Raw genomic sequence first — 19,583 nt, forward strand, 5'->3', positions numbered from 1 at the left:
CCGAAACCCGCTGACCAGCCACAACCCCCACGCCTAGAGACACGCCCCCACGGCGTATCCAGCCGCATTTCCCCAGGCCACAGCACGAATCAATGCTCTAGGCGCCGCGAATTATGCGGAACGCAGGTCACATGGATGTTCGGCACGCCGTCGCGGATCTCTCCGTTTCCGGCGACCTCTGCGAGACGGCCGGAGGTGAGAACTGCCTCCCGGGGGTTGTCGGCCTTCATGTTCGAGACCGTGAACGACCGTGCCGCGCCGACGACCGAGACGACTGCCGCGTTCGTGATGCCCCGTTCCTTGGCGATCGCCGTCAGCGCCTCTATCGCGTCGCCCGTGTCGCCAAGGATGATCAGTTCCACGGTCGTTCTCCGTTCAGTCCCAAGCCGATGGCCCGCAGGTTCTCCCTGCTGGACTCCGTACGCAGGGCCCCGACGAGAAGGGCCCTGGCAGCTCCTGAGCCGCCCTCAACAGCCTCTCCCAGGAACACCGCCGCACACCAGCGGTTCGAAACGTCGTGGGGGTCGTGGAGCAGTTGGCCGAGGCTGCTGATCTCGCTGACGGGCGCAGCGGATGCCGTGTAGCGCGAGGCGTCGGGCCAGGAGAGTCCGAAGGTCCGCCGGGTGAAGCAGCGCATGCAGCGCCGTCGGGTCTCCTCGTCGTGGCGCATGGATTGCTCGGCCCGCTCGACCAGGTCGGGCTGGTGGGTCTTGAACAGGGTTCCCTGGGCGTTGCCACGGAGCAGCGAGGTGGAACCTCCCTCCAACCAGCGCATCAGACGGCGCTTCGTGCCTTGATCCCTGTCGGCCAGGTTGGCCAGCGCGACTGAGAAGTCGTACGGGCCGATGTTCCGAGACAGCCAGGACTCGTCCCCGCCGGCTACCGAGGTCAGCATGTCCAACAGCTCTGCCCTGCGCGGGCCGGGAACGGCAACTCCATGGGCAGAGCGGGCAGTGCGGCGCTGCGCTCGGGTGGCATTCGCTTCCTTCTCAAGGTCCGCGCGCGGGACCCCGAGCGCAAGAGCCAGCAGCCCGACCCAGTACTTCCCTGGGATCACCTTCCCGGTCTCCCAGCGCTTCACCTGGTCACGGCCAGGTGTCCCCTCAGGGTTGCCGGACAGTTCGCACAGCAAGGCAGCCAGTTGCACTTGGGTGCGCCCCTGAGCAAGCCGGAGATCACGAATCACGTCACCGATCGCCACTTGCTCAGGATGCCCCCCAACATGCCCCCGCGTGGCTGAAACGGCGCCGGTAGACCAGTAGTCGTACCGAACGACTGACGCGGAGGAGTCTGCGGTGACGAGCATTTTGAGGCGGAACACGCCCACGACTGCGAACCCGGCGAAGATGCCCCATCGGGACGACCGGCGGGCCACCCCCGACGAGATGGCCGCGATCATGAACGAGTACCAGCAGGCCACGAACAGCCGCCCGTTCGTCGCCTACCAGCCCGATCCGGGCTGTGTGTGCCCCCGCTGCACGACTTCGGAGGGGCGCTGTGGGATCTGAGCGCGAGTGCGCCAGGTGCACCGAGCTGGACGAGCTGGAGAAGGCCGCAAAGCCTGCCCCAGAGGCCAATGGGCGGGGCTTCATCGACCGTTCGGCGCTGCTGGACATCGAGATCTGGCGGAACCGGCACCAGCCCGTGTGCGAGGTCTTCCGGGTTGCTGGTGCGCGTGTCTGAGCCGGATGACATCGAGCACCAGGACCACCAGGACCACCAGGACGACGCCGAGCAGCACCCGCTTGAGCCCGTATGGGAGTCCGAGACGTTGGGTCGTCTGCGGGCCGCTCAGCGCAGGGCCAACGCCCTCAACCAGAACAGGCGTTGGTCAACCGACTCCGGACCGCACCGCCGGTCCGGCCGGTAAGGATCCAATCGACGAAGGGACAGTCGTTATGACCGCAAACCCCTACTTCGAGTTCGTCACGGTGGCGTGCCGTGACTCCCGGGTGAACAACTGCCCGCAGGTCGCCAGCAACGTGCCCGGCGTGGTCGCGCTGCGGGACTCCGCCCGACCCGGTGAGGTGGTCACCTTCACGGCGGAGGACTGGGCGGCCCTGGTCGCCGAGTCGGCCCGGCAGCTCGGTCTCACGGCCTAGCCTGGGTCCATGGACTGCCCGCTGTGTGAGCACCCGATCGCGTTCGATCCCGAGAGCGACGCGGGGTTCTGCTTTCGCTGCGGACAGTGGGTCGGCACGGCCGGGCCGCTCCCGTGCCCAGGGCCCGAGCCGGAGCGGTTCCGCGCCACCAGAAAGCCCTACCGGTCCCGAGACCACGAGTGATCCGGCCCCGGCCGACCTGTGCACCCGCGCTGGTCAGCCGGGGCTTCTCGGTGCCTACGCTGGTCGCATGACTGACGAGACGCCAGCGAAGCCCGCAGCCGAGACGACTGAGACGCCCGTACAATGTGTAAGAGTTCTCCTCGCCGAGGACCAGGGCATGGTCCGCGAGGCGCTCGCCGCGCTGCTCGGGCTGGAGGGCGACATCGACGTGGTCGCCCAGGTCGCCCGGGGCGACGAGGTGGTCGAGGCGGTGCTGGCGCACGGGGTGCAGGTGGCGGTGCTGGACATCGAGATGCCCGGACTGACCGGGATCGAGGCGGCCGCGCTGGTCAAGCGGCGCAGCCCGGGGACCAAGGTGGTGATCGCGACCACGTTCGGGCGGCCGGGGTACCTGCGCCGGGCGATGGAGGCGGGGGCGGACGCGTTCCTGGTCAAGGACGCGCCGGCCAGTGAGCTCGCCCAGGCGGTGCGGCGGGTGCTGGCGGGGGAGCGGGTGATCGACCCGACGCTGGCGGCGGCCGCGCTGGCCGAGGGGGCCAATCCGCTGACCGGGCGCGAGCTTGAGGTGCTCGCGGCGGCCGCGGACGGCGCGGTCAACGCCGAGATCGCGCGCCGGCTGCACCTCTCCGAGGGCACGGTGCGCAACTACCTCTCGATGGCGATCCAGAAGACCGCGGCGCGCAACCGGGCCGAGGCGGTCCGGGTCGCCCGGGAGAAGGGCTGGCTGTAGTCCCGGGCCGTCGCTGCTCGGTTGTCGCTGCTCAGTTGAGGCGGTGCCGTGCGGCCCGGGCGTCCTGGCGGACCCGCTTGGCGGTCTCCGGGTCGAAGACGTCCAGGATCCGCGCGTAGGCGTCCATCTCGTCCGCGCCGCCCAGGAAGTCGCCGGTGCGCACCAGCAGTTCGGCCCGCTCCAGGCGGAGCTGGGCCGGGTGGCGGGGGAGCAGCAGCGAGAGCTCGGTGGCCCACAGCTGGGTCCTGGCGTGCTCGGGGCGGTCGGCCGCCCAGTTCCGGATGTTGCCGAGCACCCGCAGCACGAGGTCCAGCGGCTGCGCCGGTGTGAACAGTTCGGGCGAGAACCGGTGGCCGGCGGCGACCACCAGGGCGCCGGCGTCCTCGATGGCGAGCAGCCGGCCGCCGTGGAACGGGTCCGCCAGCACGTACTCGCCGACCGCGCCCGGGCCGACCACCGCGGCGTGGCCCGCGGCCGGCACGGGCCCGGGCGGTGAGCCCGGCCCGCCGACCGCGACGATGAAGTGGCCCGGCAGCGCGATCCCGTGCACGGTCAGCCCGGCCCGGGCGGCCACCGCCTGCCAGACCAGCGAGAGCAGGATCGGCAGGCCGCGCCGGCGGCGCAGCACGTCCGGCAGCAGCGAGGACTCCAGCCGCCGGTAGTCCGACTGCCGTCCGTGGAACCGCTCGCGGCCGCCCAGCACCGCCGCCAGCAGCGCGGCGGTCGCCTCCGGGGTGCGCGGGCGGCGTTCGGCCACCGCGCGCCGCACGGCCGCCGCATGCCGGTCCAGTGCGGCCAGGCAGGCGGCCAGCAGGGCCTCCAGGGACGGCGGCGGCTCGCCGTCCTCGGTGCGGACGGCCGTGGACAGGGTGTGCTCGGCGGCGGCCAGCAGGCAGAGCAGCACCGGGTCGGGCTGCTCGGACCTGGCCTCGGCACGGAAGCGGGCTCTGCTCTGCTCGGTCACGGTGGCTGCGGTGGCTTTCGGGCTGGGACGGCTTTCCTGCGGGTACTGCGGGTACTGCGCGGTGCTGCTGTTTCGGTGCTGCGGCGGTGCTTCTTCGAGGTCTTGCGGCGAGGCGTTACGGCGGGAACCTACGCGGACGGCCGCGCCTCGGGAAGACCGGCGTAGTGGTAAGTGTGACTGGTCGTGAAACCGAGCCGGTCATAGAGCGCGATCGCAGCGCTGTTCTCGGTCTCCACCTGCAGGTACGCGCCGGTCGCCCCCTCCTCGGCGGCCCGCGCGGCGAGCACCGCCATCACCGCGGAGGCCAGGCCGGCCCGGCGCGCGAACGGCTGCACCTCGACCGCGCCGAAGTGCGCCCACGGGCCGTCGATGACGCAGCGCCCGATCGCCAGCGGCGCGGGCCGCCCGTCCGGGTCCGTGGTCCCCGTGCCGGCCGCGCCGGGGACGGTCGCGAACCAGACCGAGGCGCCGCCGTGCAGCACCCGCCCAGCGGCCGCCTCGGCGTCGGGGCCGCCCTCGACCCGGTGGTAGACGGAGAGCCAGTCGGCTCCGGCGGTCCGGGACAGCCGGACCCTCTCGACGCCCGGCACCGGCTTCGCGAGCGGTGCGAGCGGGGCGGTGCGCACCAGCGCGGGGGTCACGACCCCGGGCAGTTCGGCGGCGAGCGCCGGGTCGCTGCCCGGTGTGGTGATCTCCACCCAGGCGGGCAGCGCGCGGGCCGCGTACCAGGCGCGCACCGCGGCGAGTGCCTGCGGCAGCGGCAGGCCCGGGTCGCCGAGCGCCTGCACCGAGTTGGCCCGCTTGGTGAAACCGCCGGCCGCCCGCAGCGTCCACTCGCCGAGCTGCTCGCGCTCGATGGCCGGCCAGCTGCGCGCCGCCGTCCGCTGCAACTCGACCGGGTCGGCCTCGGGCTGCGGAGCCCGCCGGGCCGTGAAGAGCGGGACGGTCTTGCCGGCGACCAACCGGTCGGTCGGGATCTTCGTCTCGGTGCCGTCCCTGGTGACCACCACGAGCCCGGAATCGTCCCAGGATGTGAGCACACCGATCGCATCGCGGAACACCGGCCGGCCCGTGGCACTGTCGCGGTACTCTTCGATCTTCCGTACTGATACCCGAAGTCCCACGTCAGCAGGGTCTATCCGGACCTCTGGACGGGAGCTGACGGGATTCGGCGTGATCCTCAAGGCAACCTCCGGTGCATTTACAGTCCCTGACCCGCGATACTAGGGGCGGGCATCGACGACGCCGCGCTCACCCGCGCACGCAAGCACATAGTTTGGGCACCGGCCCATCCGAGGAGGAACGACAGCGTGACCTACGTCATCGCGCAGCCTTGTGTCGACGTCAAGGACAAGGCGTGCATCGAAGAGTGCCCGGTCGACTGCATCTACGAGGGCCAGCGCTCCCTTTACATCCACCCGGATGAGTGCGTCGACTGTGGCGCATGCGAGCCGGTCTGCCCGGTCGAGGCGATCTTCTACGAGGACGACACGCCGGAGGCGTGGAAGGACTACTACAAGGCGAACGTCGAGTTCTTCGACGACCTCGGTTCGCCCGGTGGCGCCTCGAAGCTGGGCCTGATCGAGAAGGACCACCCGTTCATCGCCGCTCTCGAGCCGCAGAACCAGGGCGAGCACTGAGCAGTGAGCACCAATGAACCGACGCACGCGCCGTTCCCGGGTCACCCGGGGGCGGCGCGCCGCGTATCCGACCTCCTGCCGGTCTTCCCGTGGGACAAGCTGGAGCCGTACAAGGCGACCGCGCTGGCCCACCCGGACGGTCTCTGCGACTTCTCGGTCGGCACGCCGGTGGACCCGGTCCCCGAGCTGATCCAGAAGGCGCTGGCCGCCTCGACCGACACCCCCGGCTATCCGACCGTCTGGGGCCCGCTGGAGCTGCGCGAGGCGATCGCCGGCTGGCTGCGGCGCCGCTGCGGCGCCGAGATCGAGCCGACCGCGGTGCTGCCGACCCTCGGCTCCAAGGAGCTGGTCGCCTGGCTGCCCGGGCAGCTGGGCCTGGGCCCCGGCGACCAGGTCGCCTACCCGCGGCTCGCCTACCCGACCTACGAGGTCGGCGCCCGGCTCTGCGGGGCCGAGCCGGTCGAGTACGAGGACGTCTCGGAGCTGGACGGCTCCCGGGTGCGGCTGCTCTGGCTGAACTCGCCGTCCAACCCCACCGGGCGGGTGCTGACGGCCGACCAGCTGCGGCGCGCGGTCGAGTGGGCCCGTGAGCACCGGGTGCTGCTGGTCAGCGACGAGTGCTACCTCGAGCTCGGCTGGGAGGCCGAGCCGGTCTCGGTGCTGCGCGCCGACATCTGCGGCGGCTCGCACGAGGGGCTGCTCGCGGTCCACTCGCTCTCCAAGCGCTCCAACCTGGCCGGCTACCGCGCCTCCTTCGTGGCAGGTGACCCGGTGGTGGTGCGCGAGCTGCTGGAGATCCGCAAGCACGGCGGCATGATCGTGCCGGCGCCGGTGCAGGCGGCCACCGTGGCGGCGCTCGGCGACGACGCGCACGTGGCCGAGCAGCGCGAGCGGTACGCCGCCCGGCGCTCGGCGCTGCGCGGCGCGCTGGAGGCGTGCGGCTTCCGGGTCGAGCACTCCGAGGCCAGCCTGTACCTGTGGGCCACCAAGGACGAGCCCTGCTGGGACACGGTCGCCGAGCTGGCCCGGCTCGGCATCCTGGTCGCCCCGGGCGACTTCTACGGTCCGGCCGGCGCGCGCTTCGTCCGGGTCGCCTTCACGGCGACCGACGAGCGGGTCGCCTCGGCCGTCGCGCGGCTGCGGGCACACGCGGCGGCCTGACGCGGCACAGCCAGGACGGCCGGTACGGCCGGTACGGCAGAAGGCCGGGGCCCGGGAGGGCGATCTCCCGGGCCCCGGCCTTCTGCCGTCCTGTGCGGGCGGTGTGGGTCGTGGGTGCGGTCAGTCGACCGACGGCAGGTGCTGGAGGCCGCCGGGCAGGCCGCCGACCGCGTTGGTGACCGAGCCCAGGTCGGAGAGCCCGCCGAGCCGGTGGGTGCTCTCGCCGACCTGGTTGCCGAGCGGGCCGAGGTGGTCGGTGTCCGCCGGGGCCGACGGCTGCATCGGGTGGCTGGAGTGGCCGAGCTGACCGAACTGGCCGGGCAGGCCGTGGGTCAGCTGCTCGCCGCCCGGCAGCAGCGAACCGAGGTGCTCGGTGCCCGGCAGGCCGGCGACGAGCTGGTCGGCCGCGGGCACCGAGCCGAGCGTGTTGCCGGCGGTGGGCACCGTGTCGGCCAGCCGGTCGGCGCGGGGCAGTGCGCCGGTCACCTTGTCGGTGCCGGGCAGCGCGTCGGCCAGCGGCTTGGTGGCCGGGATCTGACCGGCCAGGTGCTGGGTGGCGGCGACCGGGTTGCTCACGGTGTCGGCGTTGACCAGCTTGTCCACCCCGTCCACCTTCGGCGTGCCCGGGACCGGCAGGTTCGAGACACCGGGCAGGCCGGGCGTGCCGAGGCCGGGAGTGGCCATCGGCATCGAGCGGGGAGCCATGCCGCCCGGCAGCGAGCCGCCCAGCAGCGGCAGCAGCTTGCCGACGGCATCGGTCAGCGTGCCGGTGGTGTTCGCGGTGGAGCCCTGGTCGCCGAGCGCGCCGATGGTCTTCTTGGCGTCGGGCAGCGTCTTGCTGGCGGCGTCCCCGGTGGCGTCGGCCGCGGCCGGCACCGCGGTGCCGGCCAGCACCGAGCTGGTGGTGCCGAGCGCCCGGCCGAGGTCGTGCGTCTCCCCCTTCAGGGTCGAGGCCGAGGTGACGCCGTCCAGCTTGCTGATCCCCGAGGTGACGTCGGTGTTCTTCGGCACCAGCTCGTTCGCGGACGCCACCCCGGCGGCGGCGACCAGCGGGGTCGCGCCGGCGGCGACGAGCAGCGCGGCCTGGGCGATCCGGCGCGTAAGGGGGAGGGACATGGTGCTCCTAACAGGTGACGACACGGCAGGTCCGCCGGGCGGACGCCGTGATTACCGCCTGAGGAGCGAGAAGGTTTCGCCCGGAAAAGGCAAAGAGTGACCAAAGATCGCATGATCCTCTTTCTGGCATCCCGGACAAATCGACCCGCCGTCAGAGATCGAGGAGCAGCCGGGGAAACGTCACTTCCCCTGGTCGGAGCAGGTGCCGGCGGGCGGCCCGGCATGCCGCGGCCCGGACCGCGCGGGCGGTCCGGGCCGGTGAGGTGCGTCCAGTCGGCGCGTCCACGTTCACTCGTCGGAGCGTCCACGGGCGGGTGTACGTCAACGCGTGGTGACGGGGCGTCCGTCCGTGACGGTGGATCAGTGCTTCGCGGTCGTCGGCATGCCCAGGAAGACCAGCACCCGGTCGGTCTGAGTGGCGTCCGGCTGGGCCTTCCAGCCGTCGGAGGAGTGGTCGATCCGCCAGGACTTGCCGTCGTACTCGATCGTCCCGATGCCCAGCTCCTGGGCGTGCGCGACGGCCCACTGCGCGACGGCCCAGCCGCTCTGCCGCTGCGCGTCCGGTCCGGCGTCGGTGTTCGCGGACGGGTCGGGGATCAGCGCGATCGGCGACCCGGCCGACCCGCTCGCGTTCGCGCCGGTCGCGGGGCCGACCGTCACGGTCTTGCCGAACTCGCGGCGCAGCCGGTCGGTCAGCTGCTGCCGGCCGCTCGGCGCCGGGCTCGGCACGCTCGTCGCACCGGCTGCCGCGCCGGCCGCCACCGCACCGCCCGAGGCCGCCGCACCGGCGGCGCTGGTGGCCGCCGTGTCCAGCTGGTCGGCGGTGACGAACTGGTGCACCGTGCAGCTGAACGAGGCCGGCGAGCGGCCGGTCAGCGCGGAGGCGAGCATGTCGGCGTTCGCCTCGTGCTTCGCGTACGCGTCGGGGTAGCCGCTGTGCTGGACGTCCTGCGCGGCCTCGGTGAGCGGCAGCCGGGCGTAGCCGGGCACCTGCACCAGCGCGTCGAGGAACTTGTTCGTCGCGTACACCGGGTCTTCGATCTGCTGCGGGGTGCCCCAGCCCTGCGAGGGGCGCTGCTGGAACAGCCCGATCGAGTCACGGTCGCCGCCCGGCAGGTTGCGCAGCTTGGACTCCTGCAGCGCGGTGGCCAGCGCGATGGTCAGGGCCCGCTCGGGCAGGCCGCGGGCGATCGTGACGGCCGCGATCGTCGCCGCGTTCGAACCCTGCTCGATGTCCATGCCGACCGGCTTGCCGCCGGCCGGCGTGACCGCACAGCCCTCGGGAGTCTCCAGCAGCCCGTGCCGGTTCCACAGCAGCAGACCGGCCACCACGGCCGCGGTCAGCACCAGTGCGGTCAGCACCCAGCGCAGCGGGCGCCGGCGCCGGCCGCGACCACGCGCCGGGCCGTCCTCCTCGTTGGCCACCGTGGCCCCTCTCACCTCGGGATGTCTTCGCACACCGTACTCAGTCGGCACCAACTCGGACGACTGTGCGGCCCCCGCCGGTTGCACGCACGAGTGTCCAACCGGTGACAGACGGTTGCGCGGGCCGTCGGCGGCCGGGCGTGCGGCTCGCTCCCGCCAGGCGTCGGAGCGCCGTTCGTGCGCTGTTCCGCGCGGTGTTCCACGCGCTGTTCCGTGCTCGGGGCAGCGCTACGCTTGGCGCCCATGAGCAGCCTGAACAGCGTCACGACAGCCCTGGACCTCTCCCTGGACGGCGGCGCGCTCACCGCGCGGCTCGTCGACTTCCCCTCGGTGAGCGGGGACGAGCAGGCCCTGGCCGACAGCGTCGAGGCGGCGCTGCGCGCGTTCCCGCACCTGACCGTGGACCGGTACGGGAACAACGTCGTGGCCCGCACCAACCTGGGCCGCGCGGAGCGGGTGCTGCTCGCCGGCCACCTGGACACCGTGCCGATTGCCGACAACGTGCCCTCCCGGGTCGACGGCGACCTGCTGTACGGCTGCGGCACCTCGGACATGAAGTCGGGGGTGGCCGTCCAGCTGCGCCTGGCCGCCACGCTGGCCGAGCCGAACCGCGACCTGACCTTCGTCTTCTACGACTGCGAGGAGATCGAGGCCTCCCGCAACGGCCTGGGCCACCTGGTCGCCCAGCACCCCGACTGGCTGGCCGCCGACTTCGCGGTGCTGATGGAGCCGAGCGGCGCGATGGTCGAGGGCGGCTGCCAGGGCACGATGCGGATCCGGATCACGCTGACCGGCGTCCGGGCCCACGCCGCGCGCAGCTGGCTCGGCGACAACGCGATCCACCACGCGGCCGAGGTGCTCGGCCGGCTCGCCGCCTACCAGCCGCGCCGGGTGGAGATCGACGGCCTGGAGTTCCGCGAGGGCCTGAACGCGGTGGACATCCGCGGCGGCGTGGCCGGCAACGTGATCCCCGACGAGTGCGTGGTGACCGTCAACTTCCGCTACGCGCCGGACCGTACGCCGGCCGATGCCGAGGCGCACCTGCGCGAGGTCTTCGCCGGCTTCGAGATCGAGGTGACCGACTCCGCCCCCGGCGCGCTGCCGGGCCTGGACAAGCCCGCCGCCCGCGACTTCGTGGCGGCGGTCGGCGGTCAGGCCCGGGCCAAGTTCGGCTGGACGGACGTCGCGCGGTTCAGCGAGCTGGGCGTGCCGGCCGTCAACTACGGCCCCGGCGACCCGAACCTGGCCCACAAGCGGGACGAGTACTGCTCGTTGAGCGCGATCGCCGACGTCGAGCGGCGGCTGCGCGACTGGCTGACCAAGGACTGACGTTCGGGGCGGGGCGGGGCGGGGCGGGCTGGTGCGGTGCGGAGCGCGCGGTGCGGTGGTACACCCGGTGGCCATGCACCGTCCGCCCCGTGTTCCCCACGGGCGGCGCCGGCCGGGCGTACAGTTTCGTCATGACAGGGACATCAGCGCACGACGGCGCAGACGGACGGCGCTTCGGCCACGGGCCGGAGCTGGTGGAGACGGCGGAACCCGGTGCGGACGCGCCGCGGCGGACCTGGCCGGAGAAGCAGAAGGGCCCGGTGCTGCTGCGCCGGGAGCAGGTCGGCACCAGCACCACGGACCAGCGGCTGCTGGACACCACCGGCCCGACCGACTGGCTGCACACGGACCCCTGGCGGGTCTGGCGGATCACCTCGGAGTTCGTCGAGGGCTTCGGCGCGCTCGCCGAACTCCCGGTCGCGGTCAGTGTGTTCGGCTCGGCCCGGACGGCCCCCGACTCCGACGAGTACAAGTCGGGCGTGGCGATCGGCCGCGCGCTGGCCGAGGCCGGCTACGCGGTGATCACCGGTGGCGGCCCGGGCGCGATGGAGGCGGCCAACCGCGGCGCCTCCGAGGCCGGCGGGCTGAGCGTCGGGCTCGGCATCGAACTCCCCTTTGAGCAGGGGCTGAACGAGTTCGTCGATCTCGGGCTGAACTTCCGTTACTTCTTCGTGCGCAAGACGATGTTCGTCAAGTACGCGCAGGGGTTCGTGGTGCTGCCCGGTGGTCTGGGCACGCTGGACGAGCTGTTCGAGGCGCTCACCCTGGTGCAGACGAAGAAGGTCACCCGGTTCCCGGTGATCCTCTTCGGCTCCGCCTACTGGAACGGGCTGGTGGACTGGCTGCGCGACACGCTGGTCGCCCAGGGCAAGGCCTCCCCGGCCGACCTGGAGCTGTTCCAGGTCACCGACGACGTGGACGAGGTGCTGAAGATCCTCGCCGACAGCCGCCGCCCGGCGAACGAGATCTGAGCAGTCGTCCGGTTCGTTCGTCCGAAGCTCTACGCCAGCCCCCGGCGGGCCACCGCCGGGGGCCGGGTGCCGCGGATCGAGGCGACCATGTCCAGCACCTGCCGGGTCTCGGCCACCTGGTGGACCCGGTAGATCTGCGCGCCCAGCCAGGCCGAGACCGCGGTGGTGGCCAGCGTGCCGAGCAGCCGCTCGTCCACCGGCTTGTCCAGCGTCTCGCCGACGAAGTCCTTGTTGGAGAGCGAGACCAGCACCGGGAACCCGGTCGCCGTCATCTCCGGCAGCCGCCGGGTGGCCTCCAGCGAGTGCCGGGTGTTCTTGCCGAAGTCGTGCCCCGGGTCGATGATCAGCGCGTCCCGCCGCACGCCGAGCGCGGCGGCCCGCTCGGCCAGGCCGACCGTCACCCGCAGGATGTCGGCCATCACGTCCTGGTACCCGACCCGGTGCGGCCGGGTGCGCGGCTCGGCCCCGCCGGCGTGCGTGCAGACCAGCCCGACGCCGCGCCGGGCGGCCACCTCGGCGAGCTTCGGGTCCGCGCCGCCCCAGGCGTCGTTCAGCAGGTCGGCGCCGACCTCGCAGACCGCCTCGCCGACCTCGTGCCGCCAGGTGTCCACGCTGATCACGGCCTCGGGGTGCCGCTTGCGCAGCTCGGCGACGAACGGGACGGTGCGCCGCAGCTCCTCCTCGACCGTCACCTCCTCGCCCGGCCCGGCCTTGACCCCGCCGATGTCCAGGATCGCCGCGCCCTCGGCCATCGCACGGTCGGCGGCGGCGAACGCGGCCTCGTCGGCGAAGGTGGCGCCGCGGTCGAAGAAGGAGTCCGGGGTGCGGTTGACGATGGCCATGATGACCAGTTCGTCCGCGGCGAACTCACGCGGTCCCAGGCGCAGTGCCACCCTTGCTCCTCCAGGTCCAAGCAGATGAGGTCTCAAACGGATTCCGGGTACCGCGGGCGGGTATTGCGGGTATCGATCCACACCTGCCCTGGTGCGATGATGGGGCCCCGGCCTTCCCCAGGGACACCATGATCCCTCACACGGCCGCATACTCACGTGTCGGGAGGACAGCTCGTGTTCTGGGTGATCGTGGTGGCGATGGCCGTGGTGGTCGGCGGCGCCGCGCTGGTGGCGCTGGGCGGCGGCGGTTCGTTGCCGGAGGCCGTGCACGACCGGATCGCGGCCCGGCTGCCGCAGGAGCGGCCGCTGAGCCGACATGACGTGGACGAGATCCGGCTGCCGATGGCGGTGCGCGGCTACCGGATGAACGAGGTGGACGACGTGCTCGACCGCCTCGGCGCCGAGCTCGCCTACCGCGACTCGCGGATCGCCGAGCTGGAGGCCGCGGCGGGCGTGCGCGACGGCGGCGGGGCCGCAGGCGGCGAGCAGGCGGGCACCGCGCAGGACAGCACCGCGCAGGACGGCCCGGCCGCGCAGGATGCGGTCGAGCACGCCGGCCAGGTCGGCAAGCAGGCCGCCGAGCACCCGGAGAAGGCCGAGTCGTGACCGACCCGCAGCCGCTCGTGCCCGGCCCGGACGGGCTGCTCCGCTGCCCCTGGGGCGAGTCCACCGACGACTACCGGATCTACCACGACACCGAGTGGGGCAAGCCGGTGCACGGCGAGGACCCGCTGTTCGAGCGGATCTGCCTGGAGGCCTTCCAGTCCGGCCTGTCCTGGATCACCATCCTGCGCCGCCGGGAGGGCTTCCGGGCCGCGTTCGCCGGCTTCGAGATCGCGAAGGTCGCGCGGTTCGGCCCCGAGGACGCCGAGCGGCTGCTCCAGGACACCGGGATCATCCGCAACCGGCTGAAGATCGAGGCGACGATCAGCAACGCCCGGGCCGCCCTGGCACTGGACGGCGGTCTGGACGCGCTCGTCTGGCAGTTCGCCGCCGGGCCGGACCGGCCCGCGCCGAAGACGCTCGCCGAGGTCCCCGCGGTGACTCCGGAGTCCACCGCGCTGGCCAAGGAGCTCAAGCGGCACGGCTTCAAGTTCGTCGGCCCGACCACCGCGTACGCGCTGATGCAGGCCTGCGGCCTGGTGAACGACCACCTGGCGGACTGCCACGCCCGCTGAGCCGGGCTGGGGCCTGTTGTTCAGACCCCAGGGCCATCCGCCAGGTGACGGCCGGTCAGCGGCCGACGTACGCCGGCTGCTCCTTGGCGATGAAGGCGCGCACCGCGATCCGGTGGTCCTCGCTCTCCCCGGCCATCGTCTGCAGCTCGTCCTCCTTGTCCAGCGTCTCGCTCAGCGAGTGCGAGGCGGCGAAGTCCAGTGAGGCCTTGATCGCGCCGTAGGCGACGGTCGGGCCGGCCGCCAGCTTCTGTGCGAACTCCCGTGCGGTCGCCGCCAGTTCGGCGGTCGGCACGACCTGGGTGGCGAGCCCGAGGGCGAGCGCCTCGGGGGCCTTGACGGTGCGCGGGAACATCAGCAGCTCGGTCGCCCGGGCATGCCCGACCAGCCGGGGCAGCGTCCACGACGCGCCCGAGTCCGCGGTCAGCGCGATTCCGGCGAACGAGGTGTTGAAGCCCGCGGTCTCGGCGACGATCCGGAAGTCGCAGGCGAAGGCGAGCGAGGCGCCGGCGCCGGCCGCCACCGCGTTGACCGCGGCGATCGTCGGCTTGCGCATCCCGGTCAGCGCGCGGACCAGCGGGTTGTAGTGGTCGGCGACGGTCTTCAGCGGCGCCTCGCCGGTCTCCTCGGCCCGCTTGAGCAGGCCCAGGTGTTCCTTGAGGTCCTGCCCGACGCAGAACGCCCGCTCGCCCGCGCCGGTCAGCAGCACCGCCCGCACCGCCGGGTCGGCGGCCGCCGCGACGACGGCGTCCCGCAGTGCGACCTTGGTCGGCACGTCGAGCGCGTTCATCGCCTCCGGCCGGTTGATCGTGATGACGGCCAGGCCGCCGTCGAGCTCGTACAGCACGGAGTCGGACATGGGGTGGAGGCTCCCAACCGTTCGGTAACATCGCGGACCTGAATCAGCATGCCGGAGCGCGCCGGTCGGCGGGAGTGTGAGGTAGCGCACCTTTGTGGCCCCGCGCGCGCCGCCGCGCCGGGGGCCGCCGCCGGTGGCTCCGCCGGGCCGGGCGGCCGCAGGGTACCGGCCGGGGGCAGGCGGGGAGCGGCAACTGATGCGCTTTCGCCCGTTCGAGTGCTGCGCCGTCTGAGGTGGAATCAGCGGGTCTGTGCCGGTGTGGCCACTGGTGCGGTGAGAGTGACGTTGGTCATCGGGGCGCCGAATGCGGGATAATGGCTTCCGATCAATGCGTTCGATACCGGCGGTGGACGGACTGCTGGTACGTAGCTGAGCGGTTGCAGGAAGGGGAACGAGCATGGCGGCCATGAAGCCGCGGACGGGTGACGGCCCGCTCGAGGTCACCAAAGAGGGGCGGGGCATCATCATGCGAGTTCCGCTCGAAGGCGGCGGGCGCCTGGTGGTGGAGCTCACTCCGGACGAGGCAGACGCTCTGGGTGAGGCTCTGAAGAAGGCCTGCGGCTGACTCAAGCGTGAGCTTCGCATCCTGCGGGATGCGTGTGCGGGGCCCGGGAGCCGACTGGTGCGCAGACACCGGTCGGCCCCCGGGCCCCGCTGTCGTCCGCGCACCCGCACGCCCCCGCAACCCCCATGCCCCCGTCCCAGGGGCTCCGCGGGGCCGCCAGGGCTCTCCGAGCTCCCAGGGTCCCTGGGCCCTCCCCGTGGGCGGTACGGCTGTCGGTACGGCTGTCGGTACGGCTGTCGGTACGGCTGTCGGTACGGCTACCGCTTGGCCGCGCAGAGCAGCCCGTCGCTGACCGGCAGCAGCGCGGGCAGCAGCATCTCGCTCTCCCGCACCGCCTGCACCAGCCCCCGCATCGCGCTGGTCCGCGGATCGTCCAGCGACGGGTCGGTCAGCCGGCCCTGCTGGAACACCCCCTCGAAGCAGACCAGCCCGCCCGGCCGCAGCAGGCGCAACGATTCTGCGAGATACGCCTGCGATTCGGCTGCCTCGCCGTCGCAGAAGACCAGGTCGTACTGTCCGTCGGCGAGGCGCGGCAGCACCTCCAGCGCCCGGCCCGGGATGAACCGCGCACGGTTGGCCGCGAAGCCGGCCGCCAGGTACGCCTCGCGGGCGAACTGCTGGCGGATCGGCTCCAGATCGACCGTGGTCAGGATGCCGTCCGGACGCATGCCGCGCAGCAGGTAGAGGCCGGAGACGCCGGTGCCGGTGCCGATCTCGGCCACCGCCTTGGCGCCCACCGCGGCGGCCAGCAGCCGCAGGCAGGCGCCGCCGCTCGGGCCGATCGCCTGCACGCCGGTGCGGGCGGCCTGAGCCCGGGCATAGGTCAGCACGGCGTCCTCGCCGACGTACGTGTCGGCGAGGGTTGCAGCCGCGGGCCCGAAGTCGTTGATGGTGGTCCTGGGGGGTCTGCCGGCGCCTGGCGGGCCGGCGGCTGGCCTGATGTCGATATTTCAGGCGACAGATTACTGGCCGGGCGGGAACCGCGTCCGGGGGCGGGCCGTTGCTCTTGTTGAGAGTCTGCGGGAGCGGCCGGTGGCAGGTGTCCCTCGCGCTGCGGTGGAAGAACACACTTTTATCCAGAACTGACGGGTGAGGTGGATATGGTGGTGGCCCTGCTGGGCAGAAGAGCCAACCGAGGAGGTGTGGCCGAGGGCGACGTCCCTGTGCGGCGGCATCTCCGCGGCACCACGTCGGCCCGTACGCCGAAGCCCGTGATGAACCAGACTGCGCCCACCCCCCAGGACCTGTCGTCCGACGGCACCGCCGCCGAGTCCTCGGCTCCCGCCGCGCTCGCGACCTTCACCGAGGGGCCCGCCGCGCAGAGCTGGACCCCGCCCAGCTGGGAAGAGATCGTCGAGGCGCACAGCGCCCGGGTCTACCGCCTGGCCTACCGGTTGACGGGTAATCAGCACGACGCCGAGGACCTCACGCAGGAGGTCTTCGTCCGGGTCTTCCGCTCGCTGTCCACGTACACCCCCGGCACCTTCGAGGGCTGGCTGCACCGGATCACCACCAACCTCTTCCTCGACATGGTCCGCCGCCGTCAGCGGATCCGCTTCGACGCGCTCGCCGAGGACGCCGCCGAGCGGCTACCGAGCCGCGAGCCGAGCCCGGCCCAGGCCTTCAGCGACACGCACTTCGACGCCGACGTCCAGCAGGCGCTGGACACGCTGGCCCCGGAGTTCCGCGCCGCCGTCGTGCTCTGCGACATCGAGGGGCTCTCCTACGAGGAGATCGCCGCCACGCTGGGCGTCAAGCTCGGCACCGTGCGCAGCCGGATCCACCGCGGCCGTTCGCACCTGCGCGCCGCGCTCAAGCACCGCGCGCCCGGCGCCGCGCCCGGCCGGATCCGGCGTGGCGGCTCGGAGCCCGCGCCCGCGGTCGTGGGAGCGGCTGCCGGTGAGGCCGGTGTGGGCGGGAGCGGGCGGAGGCGATCGTGAGCGTTCCGGGCTGGTCCGGCGCCAGGCGCCCGGCACCCGCCGAGGTGGAGCAGGAGAGCACCAGTGAGGAGGTCCCCGTGCTGCGGCCGATCGCCGTACGCCAGGCAGAGCCGAGCAGTAGCGAGGAACACCACCTCGGCGACCGGCTCACCGCGTACCTGGACGGCGAACTGGGACACGACGCGCGTGAGCGGGTCCAGGCCCACCTGGCGACCTGCGAGCGGTGCCTGGCCGAGGCCGAGGAGGCCCGCACGGTCAAGCAGTTGCTCGCCCACACCGAGGCACCCGGTCCGTCCGCGCTGCTGATGTCCCGGCTGCTCGCGGTGGCCGCGCTTCCCGACGACGCCGGTGGCGGCGGTGGCGCAGGGAGTGGTCCGGGAGGTCTTCCCTCCGCAGGCCCGACACTCGGCGGCAGCCGGCTGACCGGCGGCTCCTTCGGCCGCGGCGCGGGCGCCTCGTTCGGCTCCGGCTTCGGGTCCGGCGCGCTCGGCGCGGACGACCCGCTGCCCGGCGTGGACCCGCGCGCCGGGCGGCTGCCCGACGTGCGGCTCTGGACCGGCCGGCGCGGCTCGGGCAGGACGGCGCACGCCACCGAGCGTCCGCCGACCGTGCCGCCGATCTCCCGCCCCGGCCCGCCGCGCGGGCGGCGGCTGGTCGTCGCGGCGGCCGGCGCGTTCTCGGTCGCGGCGGTCACGCTCGGCGGCTTCGGCAGCCTGGGCCTGGCCTCGGTGGCCGGCGACAGCCCGCTGGACGAGCAGCACGGCACCACGGTCAACTCGCAGCTGCCCGGCGGCGGTACGGCGCCGGGGCTCACCGGCGGCGCGGTCGGAGCGGTCGGCGCGGGGCTGAGTGCCCCGCTCTCGGTGGACTTCCCGCTGCACAGCTACGGCCACCCGTACGACGCGGTGACCCCGGTGCCGACCGCCTCCTCGCTCACCGTCCTCCCGGCCTCGCACGGGCACGCGCCGCTGCCCTAGGGCTGTCCGGCGTCACCTGTTCGGGCCCGGGCGGGCCCTCGGCATTCGGCCGCCGGCTGGTCTTTACCACGGTTTCGTTCCCCCGTGGGCCGCAGACCCGCCGGCGGCCATTACGCTGTAGGAGACCGGTGGCGTGCGCCCGACCGGAGCCGTCCTTCAGGAGCTGGGAGCTTAGGTGTTCTTCGACATAAGCCCGCTCGAACTGCTCACGCTGATCGTCATGGCGATCGTGATCTTCGGGCCGGACAAGCTGCCCAAGCTGATCCAGGACACCATGGGCTTCATCAAGAAGGTGCGGGCCTTCGCGGACAACGCGAAGGAGGACATCCGCAGCGAGCTGGGCCCCGAGTTCAAGGACTTCGAGTTCGAGGACCTCAACCCGAAGACCTTCGTCCGCAAGAACCTGATCGGCGGCGACGACGACCCGCTCGGCTTCAAGGAGCTGCGTGAGGGCCTCGACATCAAGTCGGTGCTCGACGACAAGCCGCCGACGGCGGTCAGCACCACGAAGACCCCGGCGGCGGCCGGCGGCGTGGCCGCCTTCGTCAAGCCGGAGACCGGTGCCCCGCTGACCGCGGGCGAGCGCCCGCCGTACGACTTCGACGCGACCTGACGCAGCACTCGGCGCTTTCCTGACGCCCTCCTGCCGCCTCGTTTGCCCCACGACACCCCGCCCGGCCCCGGCCCGGCGGGGTGTCCGCGCTCCGCGCCGCTATTGTGCTGAGTGCTCGGCAGGGTGGCCGGTCGACAGGTGGCTGAGGAGGTCCGGGATGGACGCGACGAGCAGTCGTGCGGTGAACCCGACGAGCGGTGCCGGTACGGCCACCGCCCAGGCGGCGGAGGTGCCCGGCCGGCGCACGGCCGAACCCGCCGACCCGCTGGCGCCGTACCAGAGCGCCGACTTCCCCTGGTACGGCCTCGACGAAGGCTGGACCGGCCACCGCTGGCTGCTCCAGGCCGGCGCCGGCGGCCACCGCGCCGTCCAGCCGCGCACCATCGACTACGGCTCGGTCGGCCACGGCGAGGAGCCCCCCAAGCAGTACGAGGCCCGCGACGCCCGTCGCTTCGCCGTCGTGGTCACCGTCGCCCGCCGCCCCGGCCGCCGCAGCGCCGACGGCACCGGCGTCCTGGAGGCCACCTCCGCCTCCTCCGCCGCCTGGCTCGCGGGCTCCGGCCTGCTCGCCGCCACCTGGCCGGGCCAACTCGACCGCGGCCGCCGCCAGGACTGGCTCGACCAGCAGACCGCCCTCGCCTGGGACCTCGCCGACGACCTCGCCGGCCCCGGCTGGTCCCCCCTCACCCTCCCGGTCAACGGCCTCCCACAGCCCTTCCGCTACCGCGAGTCCGAGTACGGCTGGGTGCTGGCCGGCGAGGCCCCGGGCGTCCTGCTGGGCGCCTACGGCCGCGGCGTGAGCGCCTACGGCATCGGCTTCAGTGCGATCGCGGACCTGGCGTCGTACACCGGGAAGTGACGAGAAGTCAGCCCGTCCGACGTTTCGTGCCCCCCCGTCGGACGCAGGAACGCGAGACGGCCCCGGGAGTGGAACCCCGGG

General features: G+C 73.0%; 23 protein-coding genes. 14 read left to right on the forward strand and 9 right to left on the reverse strand.

The genetic code is table 11. The annotated features are described in order from the left end of the window. Positions 1 to 89: 89 nt before the first annotated feature. Together AC060L_RS05950 and AC060L_RS05955 are read right to left on the reverse strand one after the other, a co-directional pair. On the reverse strand, positions 90 to 362 hold the full coding sequence (locus AC060L_RS05950; RefSeq protein WP_483797447.1) for a PCC domain-containing protein: 273 nt from the start codon (positions 360 to 362) through the stop codon (positions 90 to 92). Then, positions 353 to 1,201, reverse strand: coding sequence for a helix-turn-helix domain-containing protein (locus tag AC060L_RS05955; protein ID WP_483797448.1), 849 nt, complete (start codon positions 1,199 to 1,201; stop codon positions 353 to 355). Before AC060L_RS05955 ends, AC060L_RS05950 begins: the two co-directional genes overlap by 10 nt. A gap of 145 nt (positions 1,202 to 1,346) precedes the next feature. Between AC060L_RS05955 and AC060L_RS05960 the strand changes: the two genes are divergently transcribed. The 3 genes from AC060L_RS05960 (at position 1,347) to AC060L_RS05970 (ending at position 3,015) form a co-directional block, all read left to right on the forward strand. After that, positions 1,347 to 1,508: a hypothetical protein gene (locus AC060L_RS05960; protein WP_483797449.1), complete on the forward strand. Its 162-nt coding sequence runs from the start codon at positions 1,347 to 1,349 to the stop codon at positions 1,506 to 1,508. Positions 1,509 to 1,898: 390 nt separating this feature from the next. Continuing rightward, positions 1,899 to 2,102 carry a DUF397 domain-containing protein gene (locus tag AC060L_RS05965; protein WP_483797450.1) on the forward strand — a complete coding sequence of 68 codons (204 nt, stop codon included), beginning with the start codon at positions 1,899 to 1,901 and terminating at the stop codon, positions 2,100 to 2,102. A 250-nt stretch (positions 2,103 to 2,352) separates the two neighbouring features. After that, positions 2,353 to 3,015 carry a response regulator gene (locus tag AC060L_RS05970; protein ID WP_483797451.1) on the forward strand — a complete coding sequence of 221 codons (663 nt, stop codon included), beginning with the start codon at positions 2,353 to 2,355 and terminating at the stop codon, positions 3,013 to 3,015. A 31-nt stretch (positions 3,016 to 3,046) separates the two neighbouring features. On the opposite strand, the gene AC060L_RS05975 is transcribed toward AC060L_RS05970, so the two are convergent. Together AC060L_RS05975 and AC060L_RS05980 are read right to left on the reverse strand one after the other, a co-directional pair. Next, positions 3,047 to 3,979 (reverse strand): transglutaminase family protein, encoded by a 933-nt coding sequence (locus AC060L_RS05975; RefSeq protein WP_483797453.1) that lies wholly within the window; start codon positions 3,977 to 3,979, stop codon positions 3,047 to 3,049. 128 nt (positions 3,980 to 4,107) lie between these two features. Further along, a complete protein-coding gene (locus tag AC060L_RS05980) occupies positions 4,108 to 5,157 on the reverse strand; it encodes a GNAT family N-acetyltransferase (protein WP_483797734.1) in 1,050 nt (349 codons plus the stop codon). Between the two features lie 132 nt (positions 5,158 to 5,289). On the opposite strand from AC060L_RS05980, the gene fdxA reads away from it, so the two are divergent. Both fdxA and dapC read left to right on the forward strand, forming a co-directional pair. After that, positions 5,290 to 5,619 (forward strand): ferredoxin, encoded by a 330-nt coding sequence (gene fdxA, locus AC060L_RS05985; protein ID WP_483797454.1) that lies wholly within the window; start codon positions 5,290 to 5,292, stop codon positions 5,617 to 5,619. A 3-nt stretch (positions 5,620 to 5,622) separates the two neighbouring features. Beyond that, positions 5,623 to 6,780 carry a succinyldiaminopimelate transaminase gene (gene dapC, locus AC060L_RS05990; RefSeq protein WP_483797455.1) on the forward strand — a complete coding sequence of 386 codons (1,158 nt, stop codon included), beginning with the start codon at positions 5,623 to 5,625 and terminating at the stop codon, positions 6,778 to 6,780. A 120-nt stretch (positions 6,781 to 6,900) separates the two neighbouring features. Here the strand turns inward: dapC and AC060L_RS05995 are convergent, their stop codons facing one another. Both AC060L_RS05995 and AC060L_RS06000 read right to left on the reverse strand, forming a co-directional pair. Further along, positions 6,901 to 7,896, reverse strand: a complete 996-nt coding sequence (locus AC060L_RS05995; protein WP_483797456.1) for a hypothetical protein — start codon at positions 7,894 to 7,896, stop codon at positions 6,901 to 6,903. Positions 7,897 to 8,256: 360 nt separating this feature from the next. Further along, entirely contained in the window at positions 8,257 to 9,321 is a 1,065-nt protein-coding gene (locus tag AC060L_RS06000; RefSeq protein ID WP_483797457.1) for a VldE C-terminal domain-containing protein, read from the reverse strand. 243 nt (positions 9,322 to 9,564) lie between these two features. Between AC060L_RS06000 and dapE the strand changes: the two genes are divergently transcribed. Continuing rightward, on the forward strand, positions 9,565 to 10,650 hold the full coding sequence (gene dapE / locus AC060L_RS06005; RefSeq protein WP_483797458.1) for a succinyl-diaminopimelate desuccinylase: 1,086 nt from the start codon (positions 9,565 to 9,567) through the stop codon (positions 10,648 to 10,650). 131 nt (positions 10,651 to 10,781) lie between these two features. Then, complete coding sequence (locus AC060L_RS06010) at positions 10,782 to 11,621, forward strand: LOG family protein (protein WP_483797459.1); 840 nt, start codon at positions 10,782 to 10,784, stop codon at positions 11,619 to 11,621. A gap of 29 nt (positions 11,622 to 11,650) precedes the next feature. On the opposite strand, the gene folP is transcribed toward AC060L_RS06010, so the two are convergent. Further along, entirely contained in the window at positions 11,651 to 12,463 is an 813-nt protein-coding gene (folP, locus tag AC060L_RS06015; RefSeq protein WP_483797735.1) for a dihydropteroate synthase, read from the reverse strand. 225 nt (positions 12,464 to 12,688) lie between these two features. Here folP and AC060L_RS06020 point away from each other — a divergent pair, with 225 nt between their 5' ends. Both AC060L_RS06020 and AC060L_RS06025 read left to right on the forward strand, forming a co-directional pair. Next, positions 12,689 to 13,120: a DivIVA domain-containing protein gene (locus AC060L_RS06020; protein WP_483797460.1), complete on the forward strand. Its 432-nt coding sequence runs from the start codon at positions 12,689 to 12,691 to the stop codon at positions 13,118 to 13,120. Further along, a complete protein-coding gene (locus AC060L_RS06025; protein ID WP_483797462.1) occupies positions 13,117 to 13,692 on the forward strand; it encodes a DNA-3-methyladenine glycosylase I in 576 nt (191 codons plus the stop codon). Before AC060L_RS06020 ends, AC060L_RS06025 begins: the two co-directional genes overlap by 4 nt. Positions 13,693 to 13,747: 55 nt before the next feature. Here the strand turns inward: AC060L_RS06025 and AC060L_RS06030 are convergent, their stop codons facing one another. Continuing rightward, complete coding sequence (locus tag AC060L_RS06030) at positions 13,748 to 14,548, reverse strand: enoyl-CoA hydratase-related protein (RefSeq protein ID WP_483797463.1); 801 nt, start codon at positions 14,546 to 14,548, stop codon at positions 13,748 to 13,750. Between the two features lie 397 nt (positions 14,549 to 14,945). Here AC060L_RS06030 and AC060L_RS06035 point away from each other — a divergent pair, with 397 nt between their 5' ends. Then, positions 14,946 to 15,113: a DUF3117 domain-containing protein gene (locus AC060L_RS06035; protein WP_014137929.1), complete on the forward strand. Its 168-nt coding sequence runs from the start codon at positions 14,946 to 14,948 to the stop codon at positions 15,111 to 15,113. 257 nt (positions 15,114 to 15,370) lie between these two features. Here the strand turns inward: AC060L_RS06035 and AC060L_RS06040 are convergent, their stop codons facing one another. Next, positions 15,371 to 16,003 (reverse strand): O-methyltransferase, encoded by a 633-nt coding sequence (locus AC060L_RS06040; RefSeq protein WP_483797736.1) that lies wholly within the window; start codon positions 16,001 to 16,003, stop codon positions 15,371 to 15,373. Between the two features lie 324 nt (positions 16,004 to 16,327). Between AC060L_RS06040 and sigE the strand changes: the two genes are divergently transcribed. The 4 genes from sigE (at position 16,328) to AC060L_RS06060 (ending at position 19,502) form a co-directional block, all read left to right on the forward strand. After that, a complete protein-coding gene (gene sigE / locus AC060L_RS06045) occupies positions 16,328 to 17,053 on the forward strand; it encodes an RNA polymerase sigma factor SigE (RefSeq protein WP_483797737.1) in 726 nt (241 codons plus the stop codon). Continuing rightward, complete coding sequence (locus AC060L_RS06050) at positions 17,050 to 18,030, forward strand: anti-sigma factor family protein (protein ID WP_483797464.1); 981 nt, start codon at positions 17,050 to 17,052, stop codon at positions 18,028 to 18,030. Before sigE ends, AC060L_RS06050 begins: the two co-directional genes overlap by 4 nt. Positions 18,031 to 18,205: 175 nt before the next feature. Beyond that, entirely contained in the window at positions 18,206 to 18,643 is a 438-nt protein-coding gene (locus AC060L_RS06055) for a sec-independent translocase (RefSeq protein ID WP_483797465.1), read from the forward strand. A gap of 157 nt (positions 18,644 to 18,800) precedes the next feature. Then, positions 18,801 to 19,502, forward strand: coding sequence for a hypothetical protein (locus AC060L_RS06060; protein ID WP_483797466.1), 702 nt, complete (start codon positions 18,801 to 18,803; stop codon positions 19,500 to 19,502). Positions 19,503 to 19,583 lie beyond the last annotated feature (81 nt).

This window comes from Kitasatospora sp. NEAU-69, assembly GCF_057158765.1.